General features: G+C 66.5%; 14 protein-coding genes. 9 read left to right on the forward strand and 5 right to left on the reverse strand.

Annotated features, from left to right (window positions below):
* Positions 1–26: 26 nt before the first annotated feature.
* The gene (locus tag ACZLHH_RS01160; protein ID WP_010487093.1) at positions 27–554 is read right to left on the reverse strand and encodes a DUF2059 domain-containing protein; all 528 of its coding nucleotides are present in this window, start codon (positions 552–554) and stop codon (positions 27–29) included.
* 134 nt (positions 555–688) lie between these two features.
* On the opposite strand from ACZLHH_RS01160, the gene arfB reads away from it, so the two are divergent.
* The 3 genes from arfB to dcp all read left to right on the forward strand — a co-directional run bounded on the left by arfB (position 689) and on the right by dcp (position 3,995).
* The gene (gene arfB, locus ACZLHH_RS01165) at positions 689–1,120 is read left to right on the forward strand and encodes an alternative ribosome rescue aminoacyl-tRNA hydrolase ArfB (protein WP_032130467.1); all 432 of its coding nucleotides are present in this window, start codon (positions 689–691) and stop codon (positions 1,118–1,120) included.
* A gap of 46 nt (positions 1,121–1,166) precedes the next feature.
* Complete coding sequence (locus tag ACZLHH_RS01170) at positions 1,167–1,727, forward strand: lysophospholipid acyltransferase family protein (protein WP_223276957.1); 561 nt, start codon at positions 1,167–1,169, stop codon at positions 1,725–1,727.
* A 111-nt stretch (positions 1,728–1,838) separates the two neighbouring features.
* Positions 1,839–3,995, forward strand: coding sequence for a peptidyl-dipeptidase Dcp (dcp, locus tag ACZLHH_RS01175; RefSeq protein WP_107431618.1), 2,157 nt, complete (start codon positions 1,839–1,841; stop codon positions 3,993–3,995).
* Positions 3,996–4,108: 113 nt separating this feature from the next.
* Here dcp and ACZLHH_RS01180 read toward each other — a convergent pair whose 3' ends face one another.
* The gene (locus ACZLHH_RS01180) at positions 4,109–4,555 is read right to left on the reverse strand and encodes a 3-dehydroquinate dehydratase (protein WP_032968155.1); all 447 of its coding nucleotides are present in this window, start codon (positions 4,553–4,555) and stop codon (positions 4,109–4,111) included.
* Between the two features lie 3 nt (positions 4,556–4,558).
* Entirely contained in the window at positions 4,559–4,960 is a 402-nt protein-coding gene (locus ACZLHH_RS01185) for a hypothetical protein (RefSeq protein WP_021203742.1), read from the reverse strand.
* A 182-nt stretch (positions 4,961–5,142) separates the two neighbouring features.
* Between ACZLHH_RS01185 and lepB the strand changes: the two genes are divergently transcribed.
* Both lepB and ACZLHH_RS01195 read left to right on the forward strand, forming a co-directional pair.
* Positions 5,143–5,769, forward strand: a complete 627-nt coding sequence (lepB, locus tag ACZLHH_RS01190; protein WP_180844590.1) for a signal peptidase I — start codon at positions 5,143–5,145, stop codon at positions 5,767–5,769.
* 123 nt (positions 5,770–5,892) lie between these two features.
* On the forward strand, positions 5,893–7,149 hold the full coding sequence (locus ACZLHH_RS01195; protein WP_180844591.1) for an MFS transporter: 1,257 nt from the start codon (positions 5,893–5,895) through the stop codon (positions 7,147–7,149).
* Positions 7,150–7,231: 82 nt separating this feature from the next.
* Here the strand turns inward: ACZLHH_RS01195 and ACZLHH_RS01200 are convergent, their stop codons facing one another.
* Entirely contained in the window at positions 7,232–8,140 is a 909-nt protein-coding gene (locus ACZLHH_RS01200) for a LysR family transcriptional regulator (RefSeq protein WP_180844592.1), read from the reverse strand.
* Between ACZLHH_RS01200 and ACZLHH_RS01205 the strand changes: the two genes are divergently transcribed.
* Positions 8,133–8,513: an immunity protein TriTu family protein gene (locus ACZLHH_RS01205; protein ID WP_180844593.1), complete on the forward strand. Its 381-nt coding sequence runs from the start codon at positions 8,133–8,135 to the stop codon at positions 8,511–8,513. The two genes, ACZLHH_RS01200 and ACZLHH_RS01205, sit on opposite strands and share 8 nt — an antisense overlap.
* Positions 8,514–8,919: 406 nt before the next feature.
* On the opposite strand, the gene ACZLHH_RS01210 is transcribed toward ACZLHH_RS01205, so the two are convergent.
* Positions 8,920–9,888 (reverse strand): LysR family transcriptional regulator, encoded by a 969-nt coding sequence (locus tag ACZLHH_RS01210; protein ID WP_180844594.1) that lies wholly within the window; start codon positions 9,886–9,888, stop codon positions 8,920–8,922.
* A gap of 110 nt (positions 9,889–9,998) precedes the next feature.
* Between ACZLHH_RS01210 and aceB the strand changes: the two genes are divergently transcribed.
* The 3 genes from aceB to ACZLHH_RS01225 all read left to right on the forward strand — a co-directional run bounded on the left by aceB (position 9,999) and on the right by ACZLHH_RS01225 (position 14,466).
* Complete coding sequence (gene aceB / locus ACZLHH_RS01215; protein ID WP_180844595.1) at positions 9,999–11,636, forward strand: malate synthase A; 1,638 nt, start codon at positions 9,999–10,001, stop codon at positions 11,634–11,636.
* A 64-nt stretch (positions 11,637–11,700) separates the two neighbouring features.
* Entirely contained in the window at positions 11,701–13,002 is a 1,302-nt protein-coding gene (aceA, locus tag ACZLHH_RS01220; RefSeq protein WP_004153647.1) for an isocitrate lyase, read from the forward strand.
* A 420-nt stretch (positions 13,003–13,422) separates the two neighbouring features.
* On the forward strand, positions 13,423–14,466 hold the full coding sequence (locus ACZLHH_RS01225) for a GGDEF domain-containing protein (RefSeq protein WP_071229558.1): 1,044 nt from the start codon (positions 13,423–13,425) through the stop codon (positions 14,464–14,466).
* Positions 14,467–14,492: the final 26 nt, after the last annotated feature.

The following is a 14,492-nucleotide window of genomic DNA, read 5'->3' on the forward strand; positions in this document are numbered from 1 at the left end:
GGAGCCAGCCAGCGGCCGGCACTACCTCATTTCTTTTCCGGCTCGTTGACGATCGCTTCCAGATCCTTCTGCAGGTCCGCGAACAGCGGCTGCATGCGCGCCTGGATCGCCACCATCACGTTCTGCATCAGCGCCGGGGTCTTGTCCAGCAGGCTCTGGCCGGCCGCGCTCTCGTAGAACTCGGCCATCGCCAGCACGTCTTCCTTGCTGAAGGTCTTCTTGTACAGGTCCACGTACATCGGCCGCAGCTGCTGCCAGGACAGGGCCTGGCGCAGGGTCTGGCTGGTCCGTGCCTGGATCCGCTTCAGCTGTTCCTGCTGCTGGGCATTGAGCTGGCGCTGTGCGGCTACCTGCTGGAACTGCTGCTGCTGCATCGCCTCGATCTGCGGCAGCATGGTGTCGATCATGCTCTGCGCGCGTGAGGCCGACAGCAGGCGGTTGATGTCGCCATCGGTCGGTGGCGCGGCCAGGGCCGGAACGCTGGCCACGGCCAGCGCCAGCAGCAGGGCGGCGCGGCGCAGCAGGGACGGCAGGGCGGGTGCGGTGCGGGTCATGCGGGGCTTCCTGCAGTACATGGGACGGCCAGCATACCCGCAGCCAAGGCGAAGGCGGCGTGTTCGGTACCTGATCGGCGGCATACGGGGCGCGATGCCGCACTCCGGTGCGTGGCTGCCGCTACAATGCGCGGATGGGCAGTGGACCGGTCACCATCAGCGCGCAGCTTGAAATCCCCGACGGCGAGATCGTCGAGCGGTTCGTGCGTGCCAGTGGCGCCGGTGGCCAGAACGTCAACAAGGTCTCCACCGCGGTGGAACTACGTTTCGATGTGGCCAACTCGCCCTCGTTGCCCGAACCATTGCGCGCGCGCCTGCTGGCGCGGCGTGACCGGCGCATGACCGGCGAAGGCGTGCTGGTCATCGACGCGCAACGTTTCCGGACCCAGGATCGCAATCGCGAGGATGCGCGCGATCGGCTGGCGGCCTTCATCCAGGCCGGGCTGAGCGTGCCCAAGCCGCGCAAGGCCACCAAGCCGACCCTCGGGTCGAAACTGCGTCGTCTGGACGCCAAACGCGGGCGCGCGCAGATCAAGCGCGGGCGCTCATCACGTGACTGGGAGTGATTGCTTGAACAACCCGACTTCGTTGCTGCCGGCCGTGCCGCCGCAGATGCCGCAGGTCAAACCCAACGCCTTCCTGCGCTGGCTGGCGCGCTGCACCCTGCGCATGGGCGGCTGGAAGGTGACCGGTACCCTGCCTGACATCCCCAGGCTGGTCTTCATCATCGCCCCGCATTCGTCCAACTGGGATGGCCTGTGGGGCATGGCCGCGAAGATCGCGCTGGGCATGAAGGTGAAGGTGCTGGGCAAGGCATCGCTGTTCTGGTGGCCGCTCGGCCCGCTGCTGCACAAGCTGGGCGTGATCCCGCTGGACCGCAGCTCGCCGCAGGGCACCGTCGGCCAGGCCGTGGACCTGCTGCGCAACAACGAGAAGATGTGGTTCGCCATCACGCCCGAGGGCACCCGCAAGGCCGTGAAGGACTGGAAGGCCGGCTTCCTGAAGATCGCGCGGATGGCCGACGTGCCGATCCTGGCCGCGTATTTCCACTACCCGGAAAAGACCATCGGCATCGGCCCGCTGTTCACGCCGACCGGCGATGACGCCGCCGACATGGCCGCCATCCGCGAGTTCTACCGGCCCTGGATCGGCAAGACCCGCGGTACGGTCTGAGCCAGCCGCAGGCCGCCGCATAGACGCCACGTCCGGCACATGCCGGGCGAGCGCGACAGGAGTAGGGTGGAGGGCTGGTATCCCGTACCGTCTGCCCAAGGAGTGTTTTACATGTCGCGTACCGTAGTCCTGGCCGCCGCCATCAGCCTGGCGCTGGCGGCCTGTTCCGGCAAGGAGTCCACCCCCGTGTCCGATGCCCAGAAAGCCCCGGCCCAGCAGCCGGCCGAAGCCTCCACCAATCCGCTGCTGAGCGCCAGCACGCTGCCGTTCCAGGCGCCGCAGTTCGACAAGATCAAGGACAGCGACTACCTGCCGGCGTTCGAAGAAGGCATGCGCCAGCACCTGGCCGACGTGCGCAAGATCGCTGACAGCAGCGAGCCGGCCACCTTCGACAACACCATCGTGGCGATGGAGCGCAGCGGCGAGACGCTGAACCGCGTGTCGCGCATCTTCTTCGGCCTGGTCCAGGCCGATACCAACGATGCGCGCCAGAAGATCCAGGAAGACGTGGCGCCGAAGCTGGCCGCGCACCAGGACGAGATCAACCTCGATCCGAAGCTGTTCGCGCGCGTGAAGTCGCTGTACGACCAGCGTGACACGCTGGAGCTGGACCCGGTGCAGAAGCGCCTGGTCGAGCACTACTACGACGGTCTGGTGCGCGCCGGTGCGCAGCTGTCCGACGCCGACAAGGCGAGCCTGCGCAAGCTCAACGTGGAAGAAACCACCCTTTCCACCCAGTTCCACACCCGCCTGGTGGCGGCCACCGCCGCTGCGGCCGTTGTCGTCGACGACAAGGCCAAGCTGGCCGGCCTGGACGAGAATGCGATCAACAATGCCGCCAATGCAGCCAAGGATCGCAAGCTGGATGGCAAATTCCTGCTGCCGCTGCAGAACACCACCCAGCAGCCGGTGCTCGGCTCGCTGAGTGACCGCGACCAGCGTGCCGCCGTGCTGAAGGCCTCGGAAACCCGCGCCGAGCGTGGCGATGCCAACGACACCCGGCAGACCGTGCAGCGCCTGGCCCAGCTGCGTGCGCAGAAGGCCAAGCTGCTCGGCTTCGACACCTTCGCCGACTACCAGCTGGGCGACCAGATGGCCAAGACCCCGGCTGCCGCGCTCAAGCTGCTGACCGACACCGTGCCGGCCGCCACTGCCAAGGCGCGTGCCGAAGCCGGCGAGATCCAGAAGGTGATCGACGCGCAGAAGGGTGGTTTCCAGGTCGCTGCTTCGGACTGGGACTTCTACGCCGAGCAGGTGCGCAAGGCCAAGTACGATCTGGACGAGTCGCAGATCAAGCCGTACTTCGAACTGGACAACGTGCTGCAGAACGGCGTCTTCTACGCCGCTACCCAGCTGTACGGCATCACGTTCAAGCCGCGTACCGACATTCCGACCTACAACCCGGACATGAAGGTGTACGAAGTGTTCGACAAGGACGGCACCTCGCTGGCCCTGTTCTACACCGACTACTTCAAGCGTGACAGCAAGTCCGGCGGTGCCTGGATGGACGTGTTCGTCGAGCAGGACGGCCTGACCGGTGCCAAGCCGGTGGTCTACAACGTCTGCAACTTCACCAAGCCGGCCGCCGGCCAGCCTGCGCTGATCAGCTTCGACGACGTGACCACGATGTTCCATGAGTTCGGCCACGCACTGCATGGCATGTTCTCGAACGTGAAGTACCCGTCGATCGCCGGCACCGCCACCTCGCGTGATTTCGTCGAGTTCCCGTCGCAGTTCAACGAGCACTGGGCGCTGGATCCGAAGGTGTTCGCCAACTACGCCAAGCACTACAAGACCGGCGAGGCGATGCCGCAGGAACTGGTCGACAAGATCCTCAAGGCACGCAGCTTCAACCAGGGCTATGCGACCACCGAGTACCTGTCGGCCGCACTGCTCGACCTGGCCTGGCACACGCAGAAGGCTGACGCCCCGCTACAGGATGTTGGCGCCTTTGAAGCCAGCGCGCTGAAGAAGTTCAAGGTCGACCTGCCGCAGGTGCCGCCGCGCTACCGCACTACCTACTTCGATCACATCTGGGGTGGCGGTTACTCGGCCGGTTACTACGCCTATTTCTGGGCCGAAGTGCTGGACCATGACGCCTACCAGTGGTTCACCGAACACGGTGGCCTGACCGCGGCCAACGGCCAGGAGTTCCGCGACAAGATCCTCTCGCGCGGCAACAGCGTGGAGCTGTCGACCCTGTACCGCGATTTCCGCGGCAAGGACCCGTCGGTGGAACCGCTGCTGAAGTTCCGCGGGCTGAAATAAGAAACAGAAAACGGCGGGGGCAACCCCGCCGTTTTTCTTTGTGTAGCGTCGAGCTTGCTCGACGGTCTTTCCGCGAAAAGCCAGTCGAGCAAGCTCGACTCTACACAAGCGGCTTACGTCCCCACGTGCACCCGGTTCGCCTGCTCGGCCAGGCCCAGGTGATCCAGCGCGATATCCAGCGCCAGCACATAGCTCTGCGCGCCGTAACCAGCGGCGATGCCCAGGCGCTGGCCGACACCGGCCGGCAGGCACGGCTCGGCCACTGCACCGTCGTCATGCACTTCCACATAGGCGTTGTGCAGGTAGGGCAGCAGGCGCTGCAGGCGCAGGCTGTTGGCACATGCACCCGGATCCAGCAGGGTCACCTCGCCGCGGCTGTGGTCGGCCACACGCAGCGCATCCAGCAGTTCCTGTTCCGAACCGCAGGCACGGATCGCCACACTGGTACCGGCGTCGATCGCGCGATGCACCAGCGACTTCAGTACCGGCGCCGGCAGCGGCATTGCTGTGCGGATCAACGCACCGGACGCTTCCGGGCCACGGATGATGAAGATCGACATGGCTCAGCCCTCCTGTGCCAGGCGGCGGCCGACGATGGCCAGCGACAGCGGATAGCCGGCCTGCTGGCTGCGCTGGTCGACCACTACCGCGGCAGGACCATGCTGCAGGCGCAGGCGCGCATCCAGGCCGGGTTCGCTGGGTGACTGCAGTTCGATGTACTGCGCCGGCAACCGTTCCAGCGCCGCCTGCAGCGCGCCCCCCTCGGCCTGCCATTGCGCCTCGTCGGCCACGCCGACATCCAGCAGCACCCAGTCGGCCGAGCGCGCCTGCGGCTGGCACAGGCACTGGCGCACTTCAGACAGGCTGGCGCAGTCGCTGCACAGCACGCGATGGCCGGCCAACTGTGCCGGCAGCTGCGGACGCGGCGCCGACGAAGATGCGTGGCGGATCACCAGGAGGGTCATACAACACCTTGCGGAATGCGCCCTGCGGCGCGGTGGGCACACGATGCGCGTGCTGCCCGTAAAGGTGCGATGCCCGCTGCCGGGCCGGGGCGTAAAACCTGCGTAACCCGTGTCCGGCGCTACCGGGAACCTGCGGCGCCTGCGTGTGGTCTGATACCGCTATCACCTACCCGGAGCCTGTCATGGATGCTGTTGCCCGCCCTCCCTTTTCCGAACGCGCGCTGGCCTGGCTGAAGAAGGAAGCATTGCCGCTGCTGGTGATGCTCGGCCTGCTCGCCGCCGCCCGCGATACCCTCGCCAACCACTACGTGGTGCCCAGCGGCTCGATGCAGCCGACCCTGCAGCCCGGCGACCGGGTGGTGGTGGACATGCGCGCCTATGGCCTGCGCCTGCCGTTCACCGGCAAGGAACTGATGGCGACCGGCACCCCGCAGCGCGGCGAAGTGGCGGTATTCGACTCGCCGGCCGACGGCACCCGCCTGATCAAGCGCGTGGCTGCAGTGGCCGGTGATCATGTGCAGCTGCGCGAAGGCCATCTGAGCATCAACGGCCAGCCGCTGCAGACCGCCGACCTGCAGGACGTGGAAGCCTTCGGCGACCGCCATGCCCGCCTCGACCTGGACATGGGCGGCGGCCCGGACATCGCTGACCTGGTGGTGCCGGACGGCAAGGTACTGGTGCTGGGTGACCACCGTGGCAACAGCTTCGACGGTCGCTTCTTCGGCTTCGTTGACGCCGACAAGCTCTACGGCCGCGCCGTGGCGGTGTACTACCGTCGTGGCGACGGTTTCGAGTGGCAGCGTCTGTAAGCTGAATTGATACTTCTTATGTATCAATCCTGACCTACCAGGTTATGGATCGACTGGATCGACGGGCCTAGTCTGAGGCCCGTTCCCTCCCACGCTTGGCCGCCCCACCGGCCCATCGATCCCATGACTGGCGAAACCGCGGCGGCCGTCGAACGCCGCCCCCCCACTGTCGATCCCATCGCCGAGACCCGCATCCAGCAGGGCACGCCAGCCTTCCGCCGCACCGCGCTGGCGCTGTTCCTGGCCGGCTTTTCCACCTTCGGCCTGCTGTACACCGTGCAGCCGCTGCTGCCGGAGTTCAGCCGTCATTTCGGCGTGTCCGCCGCCGGCAGCGCGATGTCGCTGTCGTTGACCACCGGCACGCTGGCAGTGGCGATGCTGCTGGCCGGCCTGCTCTCCGACGCGGTTGGCCGCCGCCCGATGATGATCGCCGCGCTGCTGGCCTCGGCCACGCTGTCGCTGTGCACGGCACTGGTGGATGACTGGACCACGCTGCTGGTACTGCGCACCCTGCTCGGCCTGGCGTTGAGCGGCGTGCCGGCAGTGGCGATGACCTACCTGGTCGAGGAAATGGACAGCCGCGCGCTGGGCCTGGCGATGGGCCTGTACATCGGCGGCAACGCCATCGGTGGCATGAGCGGGCGCCTGCTGGCCGGCATCATCGCCGACCACTGGGGCTGGCGCTGGGGCATCGGCGTCGTCTCAATCATCGCCATCGCCAGTACCGTGCTGTTGTGGCTGCAGCTGCCACCGTCGCGGCACTTCCATGCACGTCGCGGCGGCCTGCGCCAATTGCCGTCGCGCTGGCGCACGCTGTTCGCCGACCCGGGGCTGCCGTGGCTGTTCGCTACCTCGTTCGTGCTGATGGGCGTGTTCGTCACCCTCTACAACTACCTCGGGTATCACCTGCTGGCGCCGCCGTACCACCTCAGCCAGACCGTGGTGGGGCTGATCTTCAGCGTGTACCTGGTGGGCACCTTCAGTTCGGCGTGGATGGGCCAGCAGGCGACGCGTTACGGGCGCGGGCGCATCCTGTCGATCTCGTTCGCACTGATTGGTGCCGGCATCGCGCTGTTGGCGATGCCGTGGCTGAGCACGATGGCACTGGGTATCGCGCTGGTCACGTTTGGGTTCTTCGGCGGTCACTCCGTGGCCAGCAGCTGGGTCGGCAGCCGCGCAGGTGCAATGCGCGCGGAAGCCTCGGCGCTGTATCTGTTTGCCTACTATCTGGGTTCCAGCGTGCTCGGTGGTGTAGGCGGCCTGGCCTATGCGGCGTGGGACTGGCTGGGCGTGTGCCTGTTCGCCGCCGTGCTGACCCTGATCGGCGGTGGCATTGTCTGGGCGCTGCAGCAGCGCGCCCCGCAGCCGGTGACGGCGTGATCCTGCTCTGGTAGATGCCGACCTTGGTCGGCGCTGTGGCCGTGGGCCAACCAAGGTTGGCCGCTACCGGGTGGGTTGCACCTCACCCTTCCGCGAACGCCTCACGCAACAGCCCGGCGAAGTTGCGGATCAACGGCGTCACACCCTCGCGGTGCCACGCCAGCTGCACTTCCGAATGCGCACCGGCATCGGCCAGCGCGACGAAGCGCGCGCCTTCCACCCGGATGTGATCGCAGGACGACGGCAGGATCGCCGCACCCAGGCCAGCAGCGGCCAGACTGATCAGCGTCGATGCCTCACCGGCTTCCTGCACGATGCGCGGAGTGAACCCGGAAGCCGCACACAGCGCGATCATGTGGTCGTGGATGCCGGCACCGGCACTGCGGCGGAACGCCACGAACGGCTCCTGCGCGAAGTCGCGCATCGACAGCGTGCCCTGCTTCGACAGTCTGCGCAGGGCAGGATGGTCGGCATGCACGATCAACGCCAGCGGATCGACGAACAGGCTGTGCGCCACCAGTTCCGGCGGCAACGCGCGCTTGCGGATGATGCCCACGTCCAGGCTGCCATCGAGCAGTGCATCGATCTGCTGCAGGGTGTTCATCTCGCTCAGCTGCAGCCGCACCTGCGGATAGCGTTGGCGGTACTGCAGGATTGAACGCGGAATCTGCGGTGACAGCGGCGTGGCGCGGGTCAATCCGATGCGCAGCTCACCCTGCTCACCGCGCTGCGCGCGCTGCACCTCGTCCACCGCCGTTTCCACCTGCTGCACGATGGCGCGTGCACGTTCCTGCAGCAGCTCACCGGCAGGCGTCAGCTGCACACGACGATGGCTGCGCACGAACAGGCGCGCACCGATCAGATCTTCCAGCTGGCGGATCTGCTGGCTGAGCGGCGGCTGCGACATGCCCAGCCGCTCCGCCGCCTGTCCGAAGTGCAGCGTATCGGCAACGGCGAGGAAATAGCGCAGATGGCGGAGTTCGATGGACATGCAGCAGCGGCAGATGACGCGCCCGGTCGGCCTGCCTATCTTACGGTCAGGAATCCACCTTGGCCGGAACCCCATGCCCTTCGACCCGACAATCCACCGCGAATGGTTGAACGCCTTCCTGGCCTGGGCTGCACCCCATGGCATCGCCACGCGCTGTCCCCCCACCGCCAACACGGCTGGCAGGCTTGACATCGGTACCGCGCAGGTCATCGCCCGCATCACCTACTGGAGTTCCGGCGAATGCGATGCCGAGATTCTCGATGTTGAATCAGAGCAGCGGATCTACCAATGCAGTTGGACCAACCTGCAGCCCGCACATTTCGACACCGCGTTCGCGCAATGGCTCGCCATCGTGCACGGTCCCACGGCGTAATCGCTCCCGCCGTGAGCTTCACGCAGGGTCAGAGCCCGTGGATCCAACAGTTCGATCATTTGTACGTCACCCACGCATGGCGTGGATCTACCGTGTCGACCAAGGTCGACACCTACCAACTGCGCTAGTGATCTGTCGAAGGCGGGGTGGGTCCGGTTGCGGGGGCGTGAGCCGCATGGGCCCGAGGCATGCCTCGGGCGGGTTGGGCAAGACGCCCAACCCCGGTCTTGCCGTGTGCGCAGGACAGCGCACACGAGCAAGCGGCGACCGAGCTTACAGGGACGTACTTGCAGCGTCCCCCGCAACCGGACCTACCCCGCCATCTCACGGAAGCCCGCCTTTTGACGTTGCAGTTGCCGTTGACGTTGATTCGGCAGGTGCAGGGCGCAGCCCTGCCGAACAACCCTCACCGCTCGGAATGCCCGCTCTGGTCGTAGTCGCGCGGACTGAACAACTCCGGCTGGATCAGCTCCACAAACGCCCGCGCCTGCGCCGACAGCGCCTTGCCACGCCGCACGATCACCCCGTAACTGCGCTCCGGGAACCAGCGCTTCATCGACCGCGCCGCCAGCCGCTCGCGGTCCGCCTCGTTCAGGCACAGCGCCGGCACGATGGAAATGCCCATGCCCATCGCCACGTACTGCTTGATCACCTCCCAGCCACCCACTTCCAATGCCACGATGTAGGCGATGCGGTGGCGCTGGAATACTTGGTCGACCAGGCGGTAGGTGATCTGCCGCTTCGGTGGCAGCACCAGCGGAAAACGCGCGATGTCGGCCAGTTCCAGCTCGCCACCGCTGGCCAGCGGATGGTCGTGCGGCGCGATCAGCACCTGCTCGAAACGGTAGGCCGGTGCGTAGCTGAGATCGGCCGGCACATCAGTCATCGAGCCGATCGCCAGGTCGGCGGCATCCTCGCGCAGCAGGTCGGTGCCATCGGCACTGATCGCGTTGTGCAGGGTCAGCCGCACATCCGGATGGTGCAGGCGGAAGCGTTCGACGATCTTCGGCAGCAGGTACAGGATGGTCGAACTGTTGGCGGCGATGTTCAGCTCGCCCGCGTCCAGGCCGCGCACCTTGTCGCGGAAGCGCGCCTCCAGCCCGTCCAGGCTCTCCACCAGCGGCTGTGCCATCTCGTAGAGCAGCTGGCCCTCGCGGCTGGGCACCAGGCGGCGCCCGCTGCGCTCGAACAGGGGTACCCCCAGCTCACGCTCCAGCGCCTGCAGCTGCAGGCTGATGGCCGGCTGGCTGACGAAAAGCGCCTCAGCCGCCCGTGAGACCGAGCCCAGGCGCACGGTCTGGCAGAACGCGCGCAGCGGCTTCAACCGGTCGGATTTGTAGGAAAAACGAGGACTTGGCGAAGGGCGCGTGGTCATGGCGTCACAAGTATTAGCACAACTTATGTAGAGCATTGCAAAAACTGTTTTGCCAAATACTCGGCGCCGACGGCACCGTGGAGGCGTTCCCCCACCGCTGGAGTCGCCCCATGTCCGCCGTCGCTTCCGCTGTTCCCACCCCCGCCAGCAAGGCCACCCCCGGCATCGCCCTGGCGACCCGCGTGGCCGGCCAGGACACCCTGCTGCCGGCGCCGCTGCTGGCCCTGCTGGTGTCGCTGCACCGTGCGGTGGAACCGGGCCGGCAGGCACGGCTGCAGGCACGCCGCGTGCGCCAGGCGTTCTTCGACCAGGGCGGCCTGCCGGACTTCCGCGAGGACACCGCCGCGATCCGCAGCGGCGACTGGCGTGTTGCCCCGCTGCCGGCCGCGCTGCAGGACCGCCGCGTCGAGATCACCGGCCCGACCGACCCGAAGATGGTCATCAACGCGCTGAACTCCGGCGCCAAGGTGTTCATGGCCGACTTCGAGGATTCGACCTCGCCGACCTGGCGCAACCTGCTGGCCGGGCAGCAGTCGCTGGCCGCCGCGGTGCGTGGCGATCTCGAGTACACCGCACCGGCATCCAACGGGAAGGCCGGCAAGCACTACACCTTGCGCCCGTTCGACGAACAGGCGGTGCTGATCGTGCGCCCGCGCGGCTGGCACCTGGACGAGAAGCACGTGCGCATCGATGGCCAGTTCATCGCTGGTGGCCTGTTCGACGCGGCGGTGTTTGCCTTCCACAACGCCCGCACCCTGCAGGCCAAGGATCGCGGCCCGTATTTCTACCTGCCCAAGCTGCAGAGCATGGAAGAGGCGGCGCTGTGGGAGACCGCGCTGTCGCACATCGAAGGGATGCTCGGCCTGCCGCATGGCCAGATCAAGGTGACCGTGCTGATCGAAACGCTGCCGGCGGTGTTCGAGATGGACGAGATCCTGCACGCGCTGCGTGACCGCATCGTCGGCCTGAACTGCGGGCGCTGGGATTACATCTTCTCGTACCTGAAGACCTTCCGCCGCCATGCCGACCGCGTGCTGCCCGAACGCGGCCAGGTGACCATGACCCAGCCGTTCCTGAAGGCGTATTCGGAGCTGCTGATCCAGACCTGCCATCGCCGTGGTGCGCATGCGATGGGCGGCATGGCCGCGCAGATTCCGATCAACAACGATGCCGCTGCCAACGAGCAGGCGATGGCCCGTGTGCGCGCTGACAAGCTGCGCGAGGTCACTGCCGGCCACGACGGTACCTGGGTGGCGCACCCGGCGCTGATTCCGGTGGCGATGGCGATCTTCGACGAACACATGCCCGGTGCAAACCAGCACAGCGTGCTGCGCCAGGATGTGCGCGTCGGCCGCGACGAACTGATCGCGCGGCCGCCGGGCACCATCACCCGTGCCGGCTTTGAGGGCAACGTGGAAGTCTGTGTGCGCTACCTGGCGGCGTGGCTGGATGGCAACGGCTGCGTGCCGATCCATCACCTGATGGAGGACGCGGCCACCGCCGAGATCAGCCGCAGCCAGCTGTGGCAGTGGCTGCATACGCCGGGCCAGCAACTGGACGATGGCACCGCGATCGACCTGGCGCTGCTGGATTCCACCCTGTCGCAGCTGCCGGCACGGCTGGGCGATACCGCCGCGCTGCCCGGTGGTGCACGCATCGGCGAGGCCATCACCCTGCTCGGCGAACTGAGCCGCAGCGACGAACTGACCGATTTCCTGACCCTGCCGGCCTACGCGCGCATCGACTGATCGCCGCCCGCGTATCCCGCCGTTTCCCTCCCCGCTGCACGCACGAACCGAACTGGAGAAAGACATGAGCAAGCTGCCCACTGCCGAACAGATCCAGCACGACTGGGATACCAACCCGCGTTGGGAAGGCATCCAGCGCAATTACAGCGCCGCCGACGTGGTGCGCCTGCGCGGCACCGTCCACATCGAGCATTCGCTGGCCCGCCTGGGTGCAGAGAAGCTGTGGGCATCGCTGCATGAGCGCGAGTTCGTCAACGCGCTGGGTGCACTGACCGGCAACCAGGCCATGCAGCAGGTCAAGGCCGGCCTGAAGGCGATCTACCTGTCCGGCTGGCAGGTGGCGGCCGACGCCAACCTGGCCGGGCAGATGTACCCGGACCAGTCGCTGTACCCGGCCGATTCGGTGCCGGCGGTGGTCAAGCGCATCAACAACACGCTGCTGCGCGCCGACCAGCTGCACCACGCCGAAGGCAAGGACGACATTGACTTCCTGCAGCCGATCGTGGCCGATGCGGAAGCCGGTTTCGGCGGCGTGCTCAATGCGTTCGAACTGATGAAGGCGATGATCGAGGCCGGTGCCGCCGGCGTGCATTTCGAAGACCAGCTGGCCTCGGTGAAGAAGTGTGGCCACATGGGCGGCAAGGTGCTGGTGCCGACCCGCGAGGCCATCGAGAAGCTCAACGCTGCGCGCCTGGCCGCCGACGTGCTGGGCGTGCCGACCCTGCTGGTGGCACGTACCGATGCCGAAGCCGCGGATCTGCTGACCAGCGACATCGATGGCAACGACAAGCCATTCGCCACCGGCGAGCGCACCGTGGAAGGCTTCTACAAGACCCGCAACGGCCTGGACCAGGCGATCAGTCGTGGCCTGGCCTATGCGCCCTACGCCGACCTGGTGTGGTGCGAGACCGGCAAGCCGGACCTGGAGTTCGCGCGCAAGTTCGCCGAGGCGATCCATGCGAAGTTCCCGGGCAAGCTGCTGGCCTACAACTGCTCGCCCAGCTTCAACTGGAAGAAGAACCTGGACGACGCCACCATCGCCAAGTTCCAGCGCGAGCTGGGCAGCTACGGCTACAAGTTCCAGTTCATCACCCTGGCCGGCTTCCATGCATTGAACTACGGCATGTTCAATCTGGCCCACGGCTATGCACGTCGACAGATGAGCGCGTTCGTGGAACTGCAGGAAGCCGAGTTTGAAGCGGCCGAGCGCGGCTTCACTGCGGTCAAGCATCAGCGTGAGGTTGGCACCGGCTACTTCGATGCGGTGACCCAGGCGATCCAGCAGGGCCAGTCGTCGACCACCGCATTGACCGGCTCGACTGAGGAAGAGCAGTTCCACGGCGGGCGCAGCGAACGCGCGGCGTGATGCGGTAGTGCCGGCCGCTGGCCGGCAACCACGCGATCCTTCGGGCACCACAGGGAAGCCGGCCAGCGGCCGGCGCTACCGAAGCCTCGAAATCCGATCAGGGTGGCCAGGGAAGGGCCAGACAACGCCGGCCGGTCGGGGGACCTGCCGGCGTTGTTGTATCGATGCAAGGGAGCAGCGCGCAGCCAGCGTCAATCAGGCGCACCCCCGCGTGCCGGCAACTTGGCCGAAAGCCTGTGAAACCCAGCATCGGATTGATCCAGCAGGGGTTTTGCCCGGACACCCGTGACCAGAACGGGCCACCACCGATCTTCACATCAATCAAGATCGGCAGACGGGTCAAAATGAGATAGGGCGCACACTTTAAAGCGGTGCTATGCTCCGCGGCTCACCAGGGGACGCTGGCGGCGGGTGCAGGGAATGACCGGCAGGGGTGCGGCCGAGAACAGTGATGTGACGTCAGGTATCGCCCGGGTGGCGATGGCCGAGATCGTGCACGCGCTGCTGTCCGCTGCCGAGGTCGCATTGTTCGCCAGATTTGCCCGTCCATGCAAGCTTCATGCCGGACAATGGCTGTTCCAGCGTGGCCATCGCGGCGAACGGATGTATGTGATCCTCCAAGGCCAGATCGAACTGGACTTCGGCGAGGACCTGGTGATCAAGACGCTCGGCCAGCATGAGTTCTTCGGTGAGCTTGGCCTGCTGGTCGGCGATCACCTGCGCAGCGCCAGTGCACGCGCGCTGGCCGACTGTGAAGTACTGGAGCTGGGCCCGGCCGACTTCCATCGCCTGGTGGAATCCGATCCCGGCCTGGTCGCCTACTTCCTGCGCCGTACGATCATGCGCGTGCTGACCAACGAGCAGGCGCTGATCAGCCAGCTGCGTCGGCGCAACCACGATCTGGAAACCGCGCTGGACAACCTGTACATCACCACCCACCAGTTGACCCACACCCGTGAACTGGTACGTACCGATGAACTGACCGGGCTGCACAACCGTCGTGGCCTCACCCTGTACCTGCAGGAATGCCGCGCCGATGGCGAAGGGTTGCCGCAGGCACTGCTGCTGATCGACTGCGACCGCTTCAAGCAGATCAATGATCGCCACGGCCACCAGGCCGGCGACCGTGTACTGCAGAGCATGGGCAACATCCTGCGCTCGATGGCCGGTGAGCAGGACCTGGCCTGCCGCCTCGGCGGCGATGAGTTCTGCCTGATCCTGCGCCGTGGCAACCATGAGATCGTGCAGCACGCGGCCGAGTTCATCCTCAGCGCGGTGCATGGCCTGCTCGAACGCAGTCATGGCACGCCGCACGTCAGCCTGGTCAGCATCGGTGCCAGCCTGCTGGCGCCGGAGGCAGGCTGGAGCGAGTGGTACGCCAACGCGGACCGCGCGCTGTACCAGGCCAAGCGCGATGGTGGCAACTGCCTGCGCTGGGGCGGCGACTCCGAAAGCGGACAATGAGCAGCAGAGGTGGCAATGGACGGCAT

It is taken from the genome of Stenotrophomonas sp. 28608_Sma (assembly GCF_056486185.1).